Source organism: Pseudomonas sp. B7 (assembly GCF_016735645.1).
In the GTDB taxonomy this organism is placed as follows: domain Bacteria; phylum Pseudomonadota; class Gammaproteobacteria; order Pseudomonadales; family Pseudomonadaceae; genus Aquipseudomonas; species Aquipseudomonas glycinae.
This window is the reverse complement of the sequence record NZ_JAERRE010000001.1, coordinates 382,629-400,628: the sequence shown is the minus strand read 5'-3', so window position 1 is coordinate 400,628 and position 18,000 is coordinate 382,629. Positions and strand designations below refer to the sequence as shown.

The 18,000-nt window shown below is 61.4% G+C and carries 19 protein-coding genes; 9 read left to right on the top strand and 10 right to left on the bottom strand.

The genetic code is table 11. The features are described from left to right. Positions 1-10: 10 nt before the first annotated feature. The 3 genes from JKA62_RS01985 (at position 11) to JKA62_RS01975 (ending at position 3,235) form a co-directional block, all read left to right on the top strand. The gene (locus JKA62_RS01985; RefSeq protein ID WP_011335499.1) at positions 11-688 is read left to right on the top strand and encodes a response regulator transcription factor; all 678 of its coding nucleotides are present in this window, start codon (positions 11-13) and stop codon (positions 686-688) included. Beyond that, entirely contained in the window at positions 685-2,031 is a 1,347-nt protein-coding gene (locus JKA62_RS01980; protein ID WP_201815976.1) for an ATP-binding protein, read from the top strand. The genes JKA62_RS01985 and JKA62_RS01980 overlap by 4 nt, the downstream gene beginning before the upstream one ends. Before the next feature lie 148 nt (positions 2,032-2,179). Continuing rightward, positions 2,180-3,235, top strand: a complete 1,056-nt coding sequence (locus JKA62_RS01975) for a hypothetical protein (RefSeq protein WP_201815973.1) — start codon at positions 2,180-2,182, stop codon at positions 3,233-3,235. A 40-nt stretch (positions 3,236-3,275) separates the two neighbouring features. On the opposite strand, the gene JKA62_RS01970 is transcribed toward JKA62_RS01975, so the two are convergent. Next, a complete protein-coding gene (locus tag JKA62_RS01970; protein ID WP_201815969.1) occupies positions 3,276-4,271 on the bottom strand; it encodes an AraC family transcriptional regulator in 996 nt (331 codons plus the stop codon). A 353-nt stretch (positions 4,272-4,624) separates the two neighbouring features. On the opposite strand from JKA62_RS01970, the gene JKA62_RS01965 reads away from it, so the two are divergent. Both JKA62_RS01965 and JKA62_RS01960 read left to right on the top strand, forming a co-directional pair. Further along, the gene (locus JKA62_RS01965) at positions 4,625-5,959 is read left to right on the top strand and encodes a dicarboxylate/amino acid:cation symporter (protein ID WP_007957758.1); all 1,335 of its coding nucleotides are present in this window, start codon (positions 4,625-4,627) and stop codon (positions 5,957-5,959) included. A gap of 145 nt (positions 5,960-6,104) precedes the next feature. Continuing rightward, the gene (locus JKA62_RS01960) at positions 6,105-7,286 is read left to right on the top strand and encodes a CaiB/BaiF CoA transferase family protein (protein ID WP_201815965.1); all 1,182 of its coding nucleotides are present in this window, start codon (positions 6,105-6,107) and stop codon (positions 7,284-7,286) included. Between the two features lies 1 nt (position 7,287). Here JKA62_RS01960 and JKA62_RS01955 read toward each other — a convergent pair whose 3' ends face one another. Both JKA62_RS01955 and JKA62_RS01950 read right to left on the bottom strand, forming a co-directional pair. Next, entirely contained in the window at positions 7,288-7,782 is a 495-nt protein-coding gene (locus JKA62_RS01955; protein ID WP_007957760.1) for a SprT family zinc-dependent metalloprotease, read from the bottom strand. Positions 7,783-7,940: 158 nt separating this feature from the next. Continuing rightward, the gene (locus JKA62_RS01950) at positions 7,941-8,543 is read right to left on the bottom strand and encodes a Yip1 family protein (protein WP_007957761.1); all 603 of its coding nucleotides are present in this window, start codon (positions 8,541-8,543) and stop codon (positions 7,941-7,943) included. A gap of 289 nt (positions 8,544-8,832) precedes the next feature. Between JKA62_RS01950 and ttcA the strand changes: the two genes are divergently transcribed. After that, positions 8,833-9,657 carry a tRNA 2-thiocytidine(32) synthetase TtcA gene (ttcA, locus tag JKA62_RS01945; protein WP_011335493.1) on the top strand — a complete coding sequence of 275 codons (825 nt, stop codon included), beginning with the start codon at positions 8,833-8,835 and terminating at the stop codon, positions 9,655-9,657. A gap of 68 nt (positions 9,658-9,725) precedes the next feature. Continuing rightward, the gene (locus JKA62_RS01940) at positions 9,726-10,400 is read left to right on the top strand and encodes a DNA-3-methyladenine glycosylase I (RefSeq protein WP_085683575.1); all 675 of its coding nucleotides are present in this window, start codon (positions 9,726-9,728) and stop codon (positions 10,398-10,400) included. A 129-nt stretch (positions 10,401-10,529) separates the two neighbouring features. On the opposite strand, the gene JKA62_RS01935 is transcribed toward JKA62_RS01940, so the two are convergent. From JKA62_RS01935 to arsC, 3 genes are read right to left on the bottom strand one after another with little or no spacing between them, the layout of a single operon-like run. Next, entirely contained in the window at positions 10,530-10,955 is a 426-nt protein-coding gene (locus tag JKA62_RS01935; RefSeq protein ID WP_039772886.1) for a DUF2069 domain-containing protein, read from the bottom strand. A gap of 1 nt (position 10,956) precedes the next feature. After that, the gene (gene wrbA, locus JKA62_RS01930; protein ID WP_007957765.1) at positions 10,957-11,553 is read right to left on the bottom strand and encodes an NAD(P)H:quinone oxidoreductase; all 597 of its coding nucleotides are present in this window, start codon (positions 11,551-11,553) and stop codon (positions 10,957-10,959) included. Beyond that, positions 11,550-11,903 (bottom strand): arsenate reductase (glutaredoxin), encoded by a 354-nt coding sequence (gene arsC / locus JKA62_RS01925; protein WP_011335489.1) that lies wholly within the window; start codon positions 11,901-11,903, stop codon positions 11,550-11,552. The genes wrbA and arsC overlap by 4 nt, the downstream gene beginning before the upstream one ends. A 114-nt stretch (positions 11,904-12,017) precedes the next feature. Here arsC and JKA62_RS01920 point away from each other — a divergent pair, with 114 nt between their 5' ends. Then, on the top strand, positions 12,018-12,485 hold the full coding sequence (locus tag JKA62_RS01920; RefSeq protein ID WP_011335488.1) for a TlpA disulfide reductase family protein: 468 nt from the start codon (positions 12,018-12,020) through the stop codon (positions 12,483-12,485). A gap of 62 nt (positions 12,486-12,547) precedes the next feature. Here JKA62_RS01920 and JKA62_RS01915 read toward each other — a convergent pair whose 3' ends face one another. Together JKA62_RS01915 and JKA62_RS01910 are read right to left on the bottom strand one after the other, a co-directional pair. Beyond that, complete coding sequence (locus tag JKA62_RS01915) at positions 12,548-12,952, bottom strand: META domain-containing protein (protein WP_007957769.1); 405 nt, start codon at positions 12,950-12,952, stop codon at positions 12,548-12,550. Beyond that, complete coding sequence (locus JKA62_RS01910) at positions 12,952-13,386, bottom strand: hypothetical protein (protein ID WP_007957770.1); 435 nt, start codon at positions 13,384-13,386, stop codon at positions 12,952-12,954. Before JKA62_RS01910 ends, JKA62_RS01915 begins: the two co-directional genes overlap by 1 nt. Before the next feature lie 133 nt (positions 13,387-13,519). Between JKA62_RS01910 and JKA62_RS01905 the strand changes: the two genes are divergently transcribed. Then, positions 13,520-13,960: a hypothetical protein gene (locus tag JKA62_RS01905; RefSeq protein ID WP_011335487.1), complete on the top strand. Its 441-nt coding sequence runs from the start codon at positions 13,520-13,522 to the stop codon at positions 13,958-13,960. Positions 13,961-13,970: 10 nt separating this feature from the next. Here JKA62_RS01905 and JKA62_RS01900 read toward each other — a convergent pair whose 3' ends face one another. Next, the gene (locus JKA62_RS01900) at positions 13,971-14,960 is read right to left on the bottom strand and encodes a 2-hydroxyacid dehydrogenase (RefSeq protein ID WP_011335486.1); all 990 of its coding nucleotides are present in this window, start codon (positions 14,958-14,960) and stop codon (positions 13,971-13,973) included. A gap of 83 nt (positions 14,961-15,043) precedes the next feature. Continuing rightward, the gene (locus tag JKA62_RS01895; protein ID WP_201815962.1) at positions 15,044-17,797 is read right to left on the bottom strand and encodes a response regulator; all 2,754 of its coding nucleotides are present in this window, start codon (positions 17,795-17,797) and stop codon (positions 15,044-15,046) included. Between the last annotated feature and the right edge of the window lie 203 nt (positions 17,798-18,000).

Sequence of the window (18,000 nt, the reverse complement as noted above, 5' to 3'; positions counted from 1 at the left end):
GGAGAGCGTCATGAAACTGTTGGTCGTCGAAGATGAAGCGCTGTTGCGCCATCACCTGCAAACCCGCCTGACGGAGAGCGGTCACGTGGTCGAGTCCGTGGCCAATGCCGAAGAGGCGTTGTACCAGACCGGGCAATTCAACTTTGACCTGGCGGTGATCGACCTTGGACTGCCGGGCATGAGTGGCCTCGACCTGATCCGCCAGCTGCGCTCGGGCGGCAAGACGTTTCCGATCCTGATCCTCACCGCGCGCGGCAACTGGCAAGACAAGGTCGAAGGTCTGGCAGCCGGGGCTGACGATTATCTGGTCAAGCCGTTCCAGTTCGAAGAACTTGAAGCGCGACTCAATGCCTTGCTGCGCCGCTCCAGCGGTTTCACCCAGTCGACCATTGTCGCCGGCCCGCTGTTGCTCGACCTCAATCGCAAGCAGGCGACCCTCGACGAGCAACCGCTGGCGCTGACCGCCTACGAATACCGGATTCTCGAATACCTCATGCGTCATCACCAGCAAGTGGTGCCCAAGGATCGGCTGATGGAGCAGCTGTACCCGGATGACGACGAGCGCGATCCGAACGTGATCGAAGTGCTGGTCGGCCGTCTGCGCCGCAAGCTCGAAGGCCCGGCCGGGTTCAAGCCGATCGACACCGTGCGCGGCCTCGGTTACCTGTTCAATGAGCGTTGCACTTGATCCGTTCCCTTCGCGTCCGGCTGATGCTCGCCGCCACCACCCTGGCGGTGTTGTTCATGCTCGCCTTGCTCCCGGCGATGCAGGGCGCTTTCAGCCTGGCGCTGCAGGACTCGATCGAGCAACGGCTGGCGTCCGATGTCACCACGCTGATCTCCGCCGCACGGGTTGAAAACAACCGCTTGATGATGCCGGCACAGTTGCCCGACGAGCGCTTCAACCTCACGGACAATCGCCTGCTCGGCTACATCTATGACCGCGAAGGGCACCTGGTCTGGCGCTCGAAGGGTACCCAGGAAGAGAAGATCAACTACACGCCGCGCTACGACGGCCTCGGCAACGAGTTCGCGCGTATCCGTGAAGCCAACGGTCAGGAATTCTTCGTCTACGACGTTGAAGTCAAACTGCTTGGTGGCAAGAGCGCGGCCTTCAGTATCGTGGCCCTGCAACCGGTGCGCGAATACGAAACCACCCTCGAAGGCCTGCGGGAAAATCTCTACCTCGGTTTCGGCGCGGCGCTGCTGGTGCTGCTCGCGCTGCTGTGGATCGGCCTGACCTGGGGCCTGAAAGCCTTGCGCCGGCTCAGTCAGGAGCTCGACGAAATCGAAAGCGGAACCCTCGAAAGCCTCAGCGAACAGCACCCGCGCGAACTGTTGCGCCTGACCGGTTCGCTCAACCGCCTGCTGCACAGCGAACGCCAGCAACGCAGCCGTTACCGCGACTCCCTCGACGATCTGGCCCACAGCCTGAAAACCCCGCTGGCGGTGTTGCAAGGCGTCAGCGAAGACATGGCACAGCGCCCCGAAGACCGCGATCAGGCCTGGGTGCTGCAAACCCAGATCGAACGCATGAGCCAGCAGATCGGCTACCAGTTGCAACGCGCCAGCCTGCGCAAAAGCGGTCTGGTGCGCCATCAGGTGCGCCTGCGCCCGGTGCTGCAAAGCCTGTGCGACACGCTGGACAAGGTCTACCGCGACAAACACGTACGCGTCGCCTTCGATCTGCCGGAGCATTGCTATGTGCCGATCGAGCAGGGCGCCTTGCTGGAAATGATGGGCAACTTGCTGGAAAACGCCTACCGCCTGTGTCTGGGCGAAGTGCGCATCAGCGTGCGTGAAAGCCATTCCGGAATGGAGCTGTGCATCGAAGACGACGGCCCCGGCGTACCACCGGATCAGCGCGCACGGATTCTCGAACGCGGCGAACGCCTGGACCGCCAGCACCCGGGGCAGGGCATCGGGCTGGCGGTGGTCAAGGACATCATCGAGAGCTACAGCGCGAAATTGACGCTGGGGGATTCACCGATGGGTGGGGCGGCGTTCAGGATTCATTTCCCGGCTGTGTGAAGCCGAGTCTCTTTCAGGTGGCGCCGGGGTTATGGCCATTCATCGCCACTGTCAGATCTGACAGTGGTTCATTCCGCGTATTTCCAACACTCTGTTTTTGTCCATCATGGGATCGAGCCGTGATGCTTTCGGAACAGGGAGACTGGAAATGGTTGCGTTCATCACTGCTCAAGAACAGAAAAAAATTGTTCAGGCGAAGCGCCGACGCAGAATTGATCTTCCTGCATCTTCGATTGATGGAGCGAAGAACGGAGTGATTCCCCTTACTGTGTCGAGTAAGGACATGACATTTCGAATTCCTTATTTTTCAGGACAAAAGGTCGGGGCACCTTTGGTTGCTCATGTTCGTACGAGATATTCGTCGTCGGATTGGGCGAACGTCACAACCATCACGACGGCTGATAAGGATACGACTCTCGTCATACCCGCCAATCGTGCGATTGACCTCAGAGGCCAACCTCTGGAACTCTCCTACGACTATTTATTCATTGATCCTCCCTTTTCACCCAAGACCTTGTATCTGGCTGAGGGCGTGATTTATTGGCCTGAGTTGGATGAGGTCGAAGGCACTCGCATCTCTTCGGAATTGGCTGACAAGGGGGTGAGTCTAAGGATCAGGGCGTCAGATGCGCTCTCACCTGGTGCACTGGTTGCCCTTTTCTGTCATGGGTCTGATTGCGAGTCCAGTTGGGTCAAGTACTTTCGGATCGAGGCGAGTGATGCAGGCAAGGACGTCATAATTCCTGTTGAACCCCGTCACCTGAAGGCGAACAAGTATGGCCATGTTGCGTTTGTATACACCGTGAACAATGGTGGGCAGCAATGGACCAGTCCCGTTTCGGAGTTTCAAGTTGAAGGTGACTTGCGGAGCCCGGTTCCTGACCATGGCTCGTTGGGAGCCTTCGAGAGTGGCCGTCTTGAGATAATCGATGAAAGTGGAAAGACTCCAATCACGCTCCGCACTCACGGAATGAGTATCGGAGATGTACTTACCTTTGTTTTTTGGGGGAGTGCCGTCGGAACCGTGTATGCCTTGCAACAGACATTGGGAGCGCACCAGATCGGTAAGGATCTGAAAATCAGGGCTCCATACAGGCCTGATCAGTTAGGCGGTGCCGCCAAGGCTTTCAGCATTGTCGAACGGGCGTCGGGAGGTGCCGTTGGCTCTCCATTGATGTGGCTTTCTGTATCGACAAACAGATAATCAACGCTTGGAGCTTCGGCCCATCGGCTTGTATTGATACTCACGCCTGCGCCCGATAAGCCCCCGGCGTCAGCCCCGTCCACTTCTTGAACGCCCGATGAAACGCCGACGGCTCGGAGAAACCGAGTTGTTCGGCGATCTGTTGCAACGACAGATCCGCGCGCCCCAGGTGATAAATCGCGATGTCCCGGCGCAACTGATCCTTCAATTCCTGAAAACTGGTGCCTTCCTCGCGCAAATGCCGGCGCAGGGTTTGCGGGCTGATGTGCAGGTGCGCCGCCACCGCTTCGAGGTCCGGCCAGCGTGCGCTGTCATGGCTGAGCAAGCGACGCAGCCGGCTGCTCAGGCTGTTGCCGTCGTCCGGGCGGGACAGCAGGTCGGCGGGGGAGCGTTCGAGGAAATGCTTGAGGGTGCGTTCGTCCTGCAACAGCGGCATGTGCAGATAGCGACTGTGAAACACCAGGCTGCTTTGCGCTGCCGAAAATTCCAGCGGGCAGGAAAACAGCAGGTCGTATTCCGCCCCGTGCGCCGGTTTCGGGTAGCTGAAGCTCGCCTGTTCCAGACGAATCCGCTGGCCGATCAGCCAGCTGCCGAGGCGATGCCAGATCACCAGCAGGCTCTCGCTGAGAAAGTGATCCGGGTCCCACAATTGCGCATCGTCGAGACTCAGGCGCACCCATTCGTCTTCATGGGTCAGGGTCAGACGCGGAGCTTCGGGGAATAGGCTATAAAACAATAAGCCGCGTTGCAGAGCCTTTTCCAGGCTGCGGCAATGAATGATCGCGTGGCACATCATGGCGAAGCTGCCGGGTTTGCTCGGTGCGTTGCCAAAACCCAGGTATTCGTCGTCCAGGGCCAGCCACAAGTTCTGGATCAGTTGGGTGAATTGTTCCGGGGCGATCCGCGCGCGCGGCTCGTCGAGCAGTTCGGGGCTGATACCCAGTTGCTGCAGCAGGTCCGAATAGTCGTAACCCGAGCGCCCCGCGCCACCGAGGGCGGCGCGGGCAAAGTGACTGGCGATGGTGCGTTCGCGCATGGGCGGCAGATCCTTCCTCGGGCGACCGATGGTAGCTGCTGCCTTTGATCGGTAACAAGGCGGATTTCCGCCAAATTGTAGGACGAGGTCGGGCGAGTTGGCGGAAATCCGCCACACTTGAGTCACCGAATGGTGACACAGAAAAAGCCGTATCCCCTGATATCAAAAGGCTTGCAGCGATTTGCACCAAAGTGGCACGACGTTTGCGATAAGAGCGACAGAAGCGTGCGCCGAGCCGGTCCGGAACAGCGCCGTTCGACACAACAAATCCCTCCAGTGCAGGAGGGTTCGCAATTCAGGTGTCGCGTTCAACAGATGGATGTTGCCGCGCGGGACTCTTGAGGAACTTTGCAATGACGACTCGTCAGCCACTGTACAAATCCCTGTATTTCCAGGTGATCGTCGCAATCTGTATCGGTATTGCGCTCGGCCACTACTACCCGCAGTTCGGCGTGGCCGTAAAGCCGCTGGGTGACGGGTTCATCAAACTGATCAAAATGATCATCGCCCCGATCATCTTCTGCACCGTGGTCAGCGGCATCGCCGGCATGCAGAACATGAAATCGGTCGGCAAGACCGGCGGCTACGCACTCCTGTACTTCGAAATCGTTTCGACCATCGCACTGCTGGTGGGCCTGATCGTGGTCAACATCGTGCAACCGGGCAACGGCATGCACATCGACGTCAGCACCCTCGACGCCTCGAAAGTCGCGACCTATGTTGCTCAAGGCGCAGACCAGAGCGTTGTCGGCTTCCTGCTCAACGTGATCCCGACCACCATCGTCGGCGCGTTCGCCACCGGTGACATCCTGCAAGTGCTGATGTTCTCGGTGATCTTCGGTTTCGCCCTGCACCGCCTGGGTGCCTACGGCAAGCCGATCCTGGACTTCATCGATCGCTTCGCTCACGTGATGTTCAACATCATCAACATGATCATGAAGCTCGCGCCCATCGGTGCCTTCGGTGCGATGGCGTTCACCATCGGTGCCTACGGTGTCGGCTCGCTGGTACAGCTGGGTCAACTGATGATCTGCTTCTACATCACTTGCCTGGCGTTCATCCTGATCGTGCTCGGCGGTATCGCCCGCATGCACGGTTTCAGCGTGCTGAAAATGATCCGCTACATCCGTGAAGAACTGCTGATCGTGCTGGGTACTTCCTCTTCGGAATCGGTACTGCCACGCATGCTGATCAAGATGGAGCGTCTGGGCGCGAAGAAATCGGTGGTAGGTCTGGTGATCCCGACCGGCTACTCGTTCAACCTCGACGGCACCGCAATCTACCTGACCATGGCGGCCGTGTTCATCGCTCAGGCGACCGACACCCACATGGACATCACTCACCAGATCACCCTGCTGGTGGTGTTGCTGCTGTCCTCCAAAGGCGCCGCCGGTGTGACCGGTTCGGGCTTCATCGTGCTGGCGGCCACCCTGTCGGCGGTAGGTCACCTGCCGGTGGCCGGTCTGGCGCTGATCCTGGGTATCGACCGCTTCATGTCCGAAGCCCGTGCCCTGACCAACCTGGTCGGCAACGCCGTTGCCACCATCGTTGTGGCCAAGTGGGTCAAGGAGCTGGACACCGACGTGCTGGACGCCGAGCTGGCCTCGGGCGGTCGCGGTATCGCCGATACCCGTCCTGAAGATGACCTGGGCGTGGCCGAAGGCCCGACCCCGAGCAATGTGAAGTAAGCATCGCTTGAATGGAAAAACCCGCTTCGGCGGGTTTTTTCTTGCCTGCTGTTTGAGCGCAACGGTCAGCACAACTGATGCATCCGGTAATTGCCCCATCGCCGAGGGCTGCCTAGGCTGCATGCATCGTTGATGGAGATTGCCCATGTCTGCACCGTTGGCCTCACTGAAGATTCTGGATTTCTCGACCCTGCTGCCGGGGCCGTTCGCCTCGCTGCTGCTGGCGGACATGGGCGCCGAAGTGCTGCGCATCGAGTCGCCGACCCGTCTCGACCTGGTGCGGGTGTTGCCGCCCCACGATCACGGTGGCTCGGCCAGTCACGCTTATCTCAATCGCAACAAGCGCAGCCTGGCCCTGGACCTCAAGCAGCCCGAGGCGCTGGAGCTGGTGAAGCAGTTGCTGGTGGATTACGACATCGTGCTGGAGCAATTCCGACCCGGAGTGATGGAGCGCCTGGGGCTGGGTTACGAGACGCTGAAGGCGATCAATCCGAAGCTGATTTATGTGTCGATTACCGGTTACGGCCAGACCGGGCCGTACAAGGATCGCGCCGGCCACGACATCAACTATCTGGCGCTGGCCGGGCTCTCCAGTTACACCGGCCGCGCCGACAGCGGGCCGTTGCCGCTGGGCATGCAGGTGGCGGATGTCGCCGGCGGCTCGCTGCACGGGGTGATCGGCCTGTTGGCAGCGGTGATTTCCCGTCAGCAAACCGGGCAGGGCACCCATCTGGACGTGAGCATGACCGACTGTGCATTCAGCCTGAATGCCATGGCCGGTGCCGGGTATCTGGCCTGCGGCGAGGAGCCGGGCTGGGAAGATCAGATGCTCAATGGCGGCAGCTTCTACGATTACTACCGCTCCCGCGACGGGCGCTGGATGTCGGTGGGCAGTCTGGAACCGGCCTTCATGCAGCAACTGTGTGCGGCGCTGGGCCGGCCGGAACTGGCGGCGCAGGGTTTGTCGCCCAGACCCGAGCAGCAGCGGGCGCTCAAGGACGCCTTGAAGGTCGAGTTCGAGAAGCATGACTTTGCTGAACTGTGCGAGCTGTTCGCCGCGATCGACGCCTGTGTCGAACCGGTGTTGAACCTGGGCGAGGCGGTGCAGCATCCGCAATTGCAGGCGCGGGAACTGGTGACTCAGGTGCCGCGTGGAGATGGTTCGGCGCAGGCGCAGATCGCTTGCCCGCTGAAGTTTTCCAAGGCGTTGCCGGCGCCGCGGCATGTGGGGGCAGCGCTGGGGCAGCATACGGATCAGGTGTTGGGGGAGTTGGGCTTGAGTGTTGAGCGTATTGCCGAATTGCGGCGAGCCAAAGTGATCGCCTGACTTACTCGACCCGCATCTCGCCACTGAACACCAGCGTGTTCCGGCATCGGCGGCACAGATAGCGCCGCCCCTGCCGGACCAGACTATGGCGCTGCGCCGAAAACGGAAAATCGCTATCCGCACACGGGCATTTATAGATGTAGCGCGTCACGCTGCGCCGTTTGACTTCATAGGTATGGCAACGGTCCGGCGGCAATTCGTAAACGCCGCGCATGATCAGTTGCCACTCCTCGCCGTGGGGCTGTATGCGGTCGCCGAACAGTTGATGGGCGATCAGGTGCGCAACTTCGTGGGCCACGGTCTGCTTGAGGAAATGTTCGGTGTTCTCCCGGTACAGCTGCGGATTGAAGCGCAGCAGGTTCTCGTGCAGATGCGCGACTCCGGCTTTTTGCCCGCGCAGCTTGAGGCTCACCACGGGGCGTTTGAAGGGACGTTTGAAAAAGGATTCAGCGAGTTGGAAACAGTCTTCGACGCGGGTATTGAGTTGCTCGGGCATGCTTGATGGATCTCCAGAGATTTGGAGTATGCCGCAACCTTTCGGCGTTGCGTATCGCCAAACTGCCGAATGGTCGCGACGTTTATTCAAGGCATGAGAAGGCCGCCTTGCGGCGGCCTGTGTTGGCGGATCTTGTTCTTCTCGAGACGAACCGGTCGCTAGTTGGTGTAGACGGGCCCCACGCCCAGTCCCCAGACAATCACAGTAAACGCCATGATGGCGACCAGCACCACCAGCCCCACCGCCAGCACCGAGCTGGAAAACAGGAAGCCCTCGTCGGACGGAATGTTCATGAAGGTCGGCAGCCCCACATACAACAGGTACACCGTGTAGCAGATGGCCGCCGTGCCGACGATCATCCCCAGCCACATGTGCGGATAGAGCGCCGCCAGCCCGCCGACGAACAACGGTGTCGCGGTGTAGGTGGCAAATGCCACGCAACGGGCCAGGCTCGGGTTGGCGTCATACGTGCGGGCCATCCAGTGCACGAATGCACCCATGACCGCGACCCCGCCGAGCATTGCCAGATAAGACATGATCGTCATCCACAACGCGCTTTCGACGGTGAGCATCACCGGTGCGCGGTTGCCGATCACCCAGCCGACCTGAGTCGTGCCGATAAATGCCGAAACAGCGGGGATCGCCGCCAGAATCAGTGTGTGCGTCAGGTACATGTGGCTGATGCTTTCTTCCTGGTCGCCACGGATTTCCTTCCATTCCTGATCGGGGTGGGTAAAAAGTCCCACTACGTGATGGATCATGCCAGTCACTCCTCTCGTTATTGCCATCGCCCCCCAGCGGAGCGCCTACGGGCCAATGCGGCCGAGCAAATACAGGTCTTCAGATTGTGTGCGACCTTATGTCGCAGTATAGAAAGGTCTTAACCGCACAGGTGGTAGGGGCTTAGAGCAAATCGCGCTGTAAAACTTCGGGGTAATCGCGTCGGGGTCTGTGCAAACGGGCATTCGAGGGGGCGACAACCTGTGGCCACAAGCCAAGTGTTTTTGCGTAAAATGCCCGCCTTTCGTCACACCTCACGGATTTCGCGTCATGGGCACTCTTACGGTCAACCAGAACAAACTGCAAAAGCGCCTGCGCCGCCTGGCCGGCGAAGCCGTCACCGACTTCAACATGATCGAAGACGGCGACAAGGTCATGGTCTGCCTGTCCGGGGGCAAGGACAGCTACACCATGCTCGACGTGCTGATGCACCTGCAGAAGGTTGCACCGATCAAGTTCGAGATCGTCGCCGTGAACATGGACCAGAAGCAGCCGGGTTTCCCCGAGCACGTGCTGCCGGCCTACCTGAAAGAGCTGGGCATCGAGTACCACATCGTCGAGAAGGACACCTACTCGGTGGTCAAGGAGCTGATCCCGGAAGGCAAGACCACCTGCTCGCTGTGCTCGCGCCTGCGTCGCGGCACGCTGTACACCTTCGCCGACGAAATCGGCGCGACCAAAATGGCCCTCGGTCATCATCGCGACGACATCGTCGAGACGTTCTTCCTCAACATGTTCTTCAACGGCAGCCTCAAGGCCATGCCGCCGAAGCTGCGCGCCGATGACGGGCGCAACGTGGTGATCCGTCCGCTGGCCTACTGCAACGAGAAAGACATCCAGGCCTACTCGGACTTCAAGCAATTCCCGATCATCCCGTGCAACCTCTGCGGTTCCCAGGAAAACCTGCAACGCCAGGTGGTCAAGGAAATGCTCCAGGACTGGGAACGCAAGACCCCGGGCCGCACCGAAAGCATCTTCCGCAGCCTGCAGAACGTGATCCCGTCGCAACTGGCTGACCGTAACCTGTTTGACTTCACCAGCCTGAAGATCGACGAGACGGCGGCTTCGCGTTTCGTCAATGTGGTGAACCTGTAAGTGATCTGATCGCTCGAAAGAAACGGCGCTCGCGGGCGCCGTTTTCAATTCATTTTTTAGGAGAGGGCATGCGCGACTACAAGTGGCTGCACGAATACTGTCTGAACCGCTTCGGTTCGGCGGCTGAACTGGAAGCCCATCTGCCCGTTCCCAAGACCCCGGCGCAACTGCGCAAGATCAGCGACGACCGTTATCTCTCGACCATGGCCCTGCGGGTATTTCGTGCCGGGCTCAAGCACAGTCTGGTGGACGCCAAGTGGCCGGCCTTCGAAGAAGTGTTCTTCAAGTTCGACCCGGAAAAGGTCGTGCTGATGAGCGCCGAACACCTTGAACGGCTGATGCAGGATGCGCGGATCATCCGTCATCTGGGCAAGCTCAAGAGTGTGCCGCGCAATGCGCAGTTCATTCTGGACGTCGAGAAAGAGAAGGGCAGTTTCGGCGCGTTGCTGGCCGACTGGCCGGTGACCGACATCGTCGGCCTGTGGACCTACCTGAAAAAGCACGGCCATCAATTGGGCGGGCTGTCGGCGCCACGGTTTTTGCGGATGGTCGGCAAGGATACGTTTGTGCCGAGCTACGACGTGGTCGCGGCGTTGAATGCACAGAAGATCGTCGACAAGGTGCCGAGCAGTCTGCGGGATCTGGCGACGGTGCAGAACGCGTTTAACCAGTGGCATGAAGAGAGCGGTGGACGGCCGATGAGCCAGATCTCGATGATGCTGGCGTACACCGTCAATCATTGACTCTAGGGTGATCGTTCTCACGCTCTGCGTGGGAATGCCGCCCGGGACGCTCTGCGTCCCTGAGACGCGGAGCGTCTCTTGATGCATTCCCACGCGGAGCGTGGGAACGATCTTGGAGTTGGAGCGCAGTCAGGCGACGGAGATTTCGCCTTCGCCCGCCAGTTTGCGGTTCAGCTGATACCGCCACCGCACATACAACAGCGCCGAGCAGAACACCGCCAGACTGGCGATCATCTCCAGCACGCCGAACAGCTGCCGGCTCGGGTCGTAAGCGGCCAGCGCGCCCTTGATGAAATACAGATTCACCACAAAGCACATCCACGAATGCCCGCGTGCGCTGCCCATGATCATGCCCGGTGCGAGCACGATCCACGGGATCAGCTCGATCAGCAGAATCACCCACGGCCGCGCGCCGTGCAGGTCGGCGAACACCAGGTAATACGCGGCGAGCAGTCCGGCCAGGCCGAAAAAGCACAGCAGACTGATCACCCGCATCGCCCGCACCCGTGGCTCCAGCCATTCGACGGCGGGCAGGACTTTCGGCTTTCTGGCCATCTCAGTTCCCCAGTTTCTGGGCGGTCTTGGCCAGACGTGCGCCGAGTGCGCGGCACAGCGCCACTTCGTGCTGATCGAGACCGCTTTTGCCGTCGGCCCCGGCGTGATGGCTGGCGCCGTACGGCGTGCCGCCGCCCTGGGTTTCCAGCAGCGCCGACTCGCTGTAAGGCAGGCCGGTGATCAGCATGCCGTGGTGCAGCAGCGGCAGCATCATCGACAGCAGGGTGGTTTCCTGACCGCCGTGCAGGCTGGCGGTGGAGGTGAACACTCCGGCCGGCTTGCCGACCAGCGCGCCGGTCAGCCACAGGTTGCTGGTGCCATCGAGGAAGTATTTGAGCGGCGCGGCCATGTTGCCGAAACGGGTCGGGCTGCCGAGGGCCAGGCCGGCGCAGTTCTTCAGGTCATCCAATGTGGCGTACAGCGCGCCTTCATCCGGAATGTCCGGCGCCACGGCTTCGCACTCGGTGGAGATCGCCGGCACGGTGCGCAGGCGCGCTTCGAGGCCGGCCTGCTCGACGCCACGGGCAATCTGCCGGGCCATCTCGTTGGTCGAGCCGCTGCGGCTGTAATACAGAACCAGAATGTACGGCGCACTCACGGCAGCAGCTCCAGGATCTGCTCCGGTGGACGGCCGATGACGGCTTTGTCGCCGGCTTCGAGAATCGGTCGCTCCATCAGCTTTGGATGGGCCGCGATCGCTTCAATCAATTGTTTCTCGGTGAGACTGGCATCGGCCAGATTCAAGGTCTTGTACTCGTCTTCGCCGGTGCGCAGCAGTTGCCGTGCGCTGATGCCCAGCTTGCCGAGCAGGGCCTTGATCTGCGCGGCGTCCAGCGGGGTTTCGAGGTAGCGCACCACGTTCGGCGTCAGGCCACGGGCTTCGAGCAGTTCGAGCGCACCGCGGGATTTCGAGCAGCGCGGGTTGTGATAAAGCGTCAGATCGGTCATGGGCGGGTCGCTTATTGCGTAGAGTGGCGGCTATTCTAACTGTGCAGCGCGCAATCCAGAACCTTGGGAGGCGATGGGTCGCAGGCGCATTCAATTTTTCACAAGGAACACGACATGACACGGGCACTGGCAGCGGCATTGACGATCATCGGGGCGTTGATGCTGGGGGGCTGCGGTAACGACTACGGCATCGACCAGAACGGGCAGAAAGTGGCGTCCGAGCGCCTCGACAAACAATGGATCGTGCTCAATTACTGGGCCGAATGGTGCGGCCCGTGCCGCACGGAAATCCCGGAACTCAATCACCTGGCGGACGAACTCAAGGGCAAGAAGATCGGCGTGTTCGGGGTCAACTTCGACAACGTGCAAGGTGAAGAGCTGAAGAGCGCCAGCGAGAAGCTGGGCATCAAGTTCACCGTGCTGGCGCAGGATCCGGCGGAACTGTTCGAGCTGCCGCGCAGTGAAGCCTTGCCGGTGACTTACATCATCGACAACAAGGGCAAGGTGCGGGAACAGTTGATGGGCGAGCAGACGGCGGCGGGGGTGATGGCGAAGCTCGAGGCATTGCAGGCGACCAATTGATTCGTCTTGGCTGATCATTCCCACGGCGGAGCGCGGGAATGATCGAGGGGCGATCTAAAGGATCAACCCTCTTCCAGCCACCAGCGCAACGGCTTGCCTTCAGCCGGCCAGAAGCGCATCTGCTCGATCGGCGAGATGTCCCAGCGCTCCACGTGCTCCAGGGCCTGGAGGAAGCGTTGCTCCTGCTCCATCAGCGCCGGCGCGCAGAGTTTGCGGGTCTTGCCGATCTTGCCGAAGCTTAGTTTGTCGCCTTCCAGGGTGTACGGCGCGAACCAATGGTTGCAGCCGCCGTTGCCATACGCCCGGCCATCATCGCCGAGGGTCACGGTCAGGTGGCTGTAGTCCATCAGCGGACGCTCGCCGATCCACTCCAGAATGTAGCTGCGGTTCTGCTGCAGTTGCACAGGCTCTGCGGCGCAACCCATCAGGCCGGCGCCGACAGCGGCGGTCAGGGCCAGGTGTTTCATCACGCCGGCTCCTGGCATTTCGGGCACAGATGTTTGTCGCCGACGGCTTTCCAGCCCAGCTCCGCAATACGTGCCGTGGCGGCCGGTTTTTCCGCAGGCTTGCCCAGCTTGGCGTCCACCGCGAATTCGAAGCTCAGCTCCTTGGCGCAGCTGTCGCAGTTGACCTGCCAGGTGTGGATCGCCAGTTCACCGAACACCGGACCGGTGGTCATTGCGGTCCATTGACCCGGTGGGTTGATCAGGTGGCGGACGGTGTCGACGGTCAGACGCATGGACAAGTCCTTGCTGCCTTTGAGGGTCACGACCAGCACGTCGCCGATGCGGATCGAGCCCCCGTTGCCGGTGACCTGATAGCGGCCCGGAACCAGGGCGCGGCATTCGGTGAGGGTGTGTTGCGGGTTCATCAGGGTGTAGCGAAAATCGTGTTCGACCATGGGTCCTCCAAATATGCGCGACATGCTAGCACGGGCTTGATTGCAGAATGATGCGCGCGTGCGACCTTCGATCCGGTTCAAATCGACACCGCAGTCGTGGCAAACTGCCGCCTTCATTTTCAAGGAACGGAACATGGCGCTGATCGAATGTTATGAATGCAAGCGGAGCATCAGCTCCGAAGCCACGGCGTGCATTCATTGCGGAGCCCCGCTGGCAGAGGCGCAGGCGCCTCAAGCCGAAAAGGGCACGTCGACAATTTCCTTCGGTAGCCTGCCGCGCAACAAGGCCGTGCCCGAGGCCTACGTTCCGCCGCCGGCCCCCGAGCGGCCGAAGATCATGCCGGCCGCTGCGGGGCGACGCCGTCGTTCGCAGCCGGTCGAGCCGGTGCTGAACCCGGATGGCTCGCGTCCGGTGGAAGGCTGGCTGAAGATCATGGCGTTTCTGATGCCGCTGGTGTTTGTCTGGTTCCTGCTGCGCAGCGGGCACTCCTTCAAGCAACGTTTGCTGGGATTCGGCTGGCTGGCGCTGTTGAGCCTGTGCGTGGCGATTACCCCGACGCCGCCTCCGGTCTGAGTCCGTTCGTTCAGCCTTCGACCTGGTTCTGCGGCGTGCCCGTCGCCCAGGTCGCGATGTTGTGCAAGGTGGTCGCGGCAATCGCGCCCAGCGCCTCATGGGTCAGGAACGCCTGATGCGCGGTGACGATCACATTCGGGAACGTCAGCAGCCGCGCCAGCACGTCGTCCTGTAGCGGCAGGTCGGAGCGGTCCTCGAAAAACAGCTGCGCTTCCTCTTCATACACATCCAGTCCCAGATAACCGAGCTGACCGTCTTTCAGGGCGTCGATCAGCGCCGGCGTGTCCACCAGACCGCCGCGCCCGGTGTTGATCAGCATCGCCCCCGGTTGCATGTGCGCCAGCGAATCGCGGTTGATCAGGTGTCTGCTCTGTTCGTTGAGCGGGCAGTGCAGGCTGATGATCCGCGACTGCGCCAACAGATCCGGCAGGCTCAGGTAGCGTGCGCCCAACGCTTCGACGGCAGGATTTGGATACGGGTCGTAGGCCAGCAATTCACAGCCGAAGCCGTGCATGATCTTCGCGAAGGTTGCGCCGATCTGTCCGGTGCCGACGATGCCGACCGTTTTGCCCACCAGATCGAAACCGGTGAGGCCGTGCAGGCTGAAATCGCCTTCGCGGGTGCGGTTGTAGGCGCGGTGCAGGCGTCGGTTGAGGGCGAGGATCAACGCCACCGCGTGCTCGGCCACCGCATGGGGCGAGTAGGCCGGTACGCGCACTACGGCCAGCTCCAAGCGTTTGGCGACGGCCAGGTCCACATGGTTGTAGCCGGCCGAACGCAAGGCAATCAGGCGTGTCCCGCCCGCAGCCAGGCGTTCGAGCACCGGGGCGCTGAGGTCATCATTGATGAACGCGCAGACCACCTCGTGATGTTCGGCCAGCGCGGCCGTGTCGAGGCTGAGCCGGGCCGGCTGGAAATGCAGTTCGATCCCGGCCGGGCAGTCGGCGGCGAGGAAACTGTCGCGGTCGTAGGACTGGCTGCTGAAAACGATCGTGCGCATGAAATCCTCCTGGAGCATCGACGCGGGCGCAAATCACCCGCAACAACTGTAGCTGCGTCGACGTTGACCGGCATTGCGCTGGATCAGGCGCTGATCTTCGCCTGGGCCGCCAGACGATTGATCGCCCGTTCCAGCTCGTCCAGCGCGGCCGAGGCCTTGGGATCGTCCTGCTTGAGCAGGGTTTCGCTGCGTTGGCAGGCGGCGCGCAATTGCGGCACGCCGCAGTAGCGAGTGGCGCCATGCAGGCGGTGCACCCGTTCAAGCAGAGCGTTCTGATCCTGATGGTCGCGGGCGGTGCGGATGGCTTCCCGGTCGGCTTCGAGCGAGGCCAGCAGCATCGCCAGCATGTCCGCCGCCAGATCCGCCTTGCCGGCAGCCAGGCGCAAACCTTCTTCGTGATCGAGAATCGGCAGTTCCTGATTGCCCAGCAGGCTTTCACCGCCTCGGTCCGGCGCCTGATTGCGCAGTGCAAGACCCGTCCACTTCAGCACCACCTGCGCCAGTTGCCGCTCGCTGATCGGCTTGGTCAGGTAGTCGTCCATGCCGCTTTGCAGCAGCGCGCGTTTTTCATTGGCCATGGCGTGGGCGGTGAGGGCGACGATCGGCAGCGGCGTGCAATGGCGCTCGCTTTCCCACTGGCGAATGGTTTCGGTGCTCTGGCGTCCGTCCATGCCGGGCATCTGCACATCCATCAGCACCAGATCGAAGCTTTCGCTCTGTACCGCCTTGACCGCGGCGTAACCGCTTTCAACGGCCAGCACCTTGGCGCCCATGTCTTCGAGCAGGGTCTGAACCAGCAACAGGTTGGCCGGGTTGTCGTCGACACACAGCACTTTCGGCGCGCGGCTCGACAGCGGTTCGCCCGGTTCGCTGCGCGACTGGCGCGGATTGACCATGTCCGACAAGGCCCGGCGCAGTTTGCGGGTGCAGGCCGGTTTCGATTGCAGCTGGCTGTGAGGGTTGGGCACTGAAAGGTGGTACAGCGTCAGTTCGGTGGTCGGGCACAACACCAGCACCCGGCAACCGAGGTGCTCAAGATCCCAGATATGCTGGTTGAGGCGTTCCGGCGGCATGTCGTTGCTGGTGATGCCGAGCACCGCCAGATCGATGGCCTGATCGGTCTGATGGGCGCCGGTGACGCCATTGGTCAGACTTTCCAGGGTATTGAACGGCGTGACGTCGAGGCCGCAGTCTTCCAGTTGATGCTGCAGGGCCTGACGCGCCAGCTCGTGATTTTCCAGCACCGCCACCCGGCGCCCGAGCAATGGCGCGGCGGGCAGGTCTTCGGCGTCGTCGCGGGTCTTGGGCAGGTTCAGGCTGATCCAGAATTCCGAGCCTTCGCCCGGCGTGCTGTCGACCCCGATTTCGCCGCCCATCTGTTCGATCAGGCGCTTGGAAATCACCAGCCCCAGACCGGTGCCGCCGGGTTGGCGCGACAGCGAGTTGTCGGCCTGGCTGAAGGCCTGGAACAACGCGCGTACATCCTGGTTCGACAGCCCGATACCGGTGTCCTGAATGCTGATGCGCAACTGCACGCTGTCGTCGTTTTCTTCTTCGAGCATGGCGCGGGCGACGATGGTGCCTTCGCGGGTGAACTTGATCGCGTTGCTCACCAGATTCGTCAGGATCTGCTTGAGGCGCAGCGGATCGCCGACCAGCGACAGCGGCGTGTCGCGGTACACCAGACTCACCAGTTCCAGCTGCTTGGCGTGGGCAGCGGGGGCGAGGATGGTGAGGGTGTCCTGCAACAGGTCGCGCAGGTTGAACGGGATATGGTCGAGCACCAGCTTGCCGGCCTCGATCTTCGAGAAGTCGAGGATCTCGTTGATGATCCCCAGCAGGCTGTCGGCGGATTTTTCGATGGTGCCCAGGTAGTCGAGCTGGCGCGGGGTCAGCTCGCTTTTCTGCAACAGGTGGGTGAAACCGAGAATGCCGTTGAGCGGTGTACGGATCTCGTGGCTCATGTTGGCGAGAAATTCGGATTTGATCCGGCTCGCTTCCAGCGCTTCCTTGCGGGCCAGGTCCAACTCGATGTTCTGGATCTCGATGGTTTCCAGGTTCTGGCGCACGTCTTCGGTGGCCTGATCGACGCTGTGCTGCAATTCTTCGCGGGCGTTTTGCAGGGTGCCGGCCATGCGGTTGATGCCGGACGCCAGTTCATCCAGCTCCTGACTGCCCAATGGCGGCAGACGGGTTTCCAGGTGACCGTCCTTGAGCTGGGCGACGGCCTGTTTGATCTGGCTCAGCGGGCGGTTGATCGTGCGGCCCATGCGCAAGGCCAGCAAGGCGGCGCCGGCCAGCCCCGCGCCAATCAGCAACAGACTGGCGAACAGGCTCCGGTAGCCGCGCAACAACATGCCGTTGTGCGACAGCTCCAGTTCCACCCAACCGAGTAAACGGTCGGACTCTTGCGGGATCAGCTCGCCGGCGAGGTTGCGGTGTTTGCCGAAGACCGGGAGCAGATAGCGGGTGGCGTCGTTGCCGCTGCGTCGCAGCAAATGCGCGCTGTCGCCACTCGGCGCCTGATTGAGCATGGTCGGGCCGGCGTGGGCGAGGGGCGAGCGGTCGGGCGCGAGGAAGGTCACGGCGCGTACGTCCGGTTGCTCGAGGGACTGAGTGGCGATGCGCTCGAGCAATTCGGCATCGCCGTGGCCCATGGCCGGGGCTACCAGCGGGGCCAGTTGCTCGGCGATCATTTCGCCGCGCTGCATCAATTGGGCTTGCAGGTCGGACTGCTGCGTCCAGGTGAAATACCCGCCCAGCACCAGTGCCATCAGGCTGGTCGGCAACAGGGTCAGCAACAATACGCGACCTTTGATTCCCAGTTTCTTGAGCACGCCTTTCTCCTGCATCCCGCTGATCGTTGACTCACACGTGCGTCCGGCACGCGGTATCGGCGCAGTGTAGCGATTTGCTTGCGGGCAATCTTGGGAAAAATGATGTCGTCGTCCTTCGCTTGGGGAGCGGTCATCTGTCCGACAGGTCAAGCTTGGGTTGCCGGGCGCCGGGCAATCTTGAATAATCGCCAAACTGAGAATTA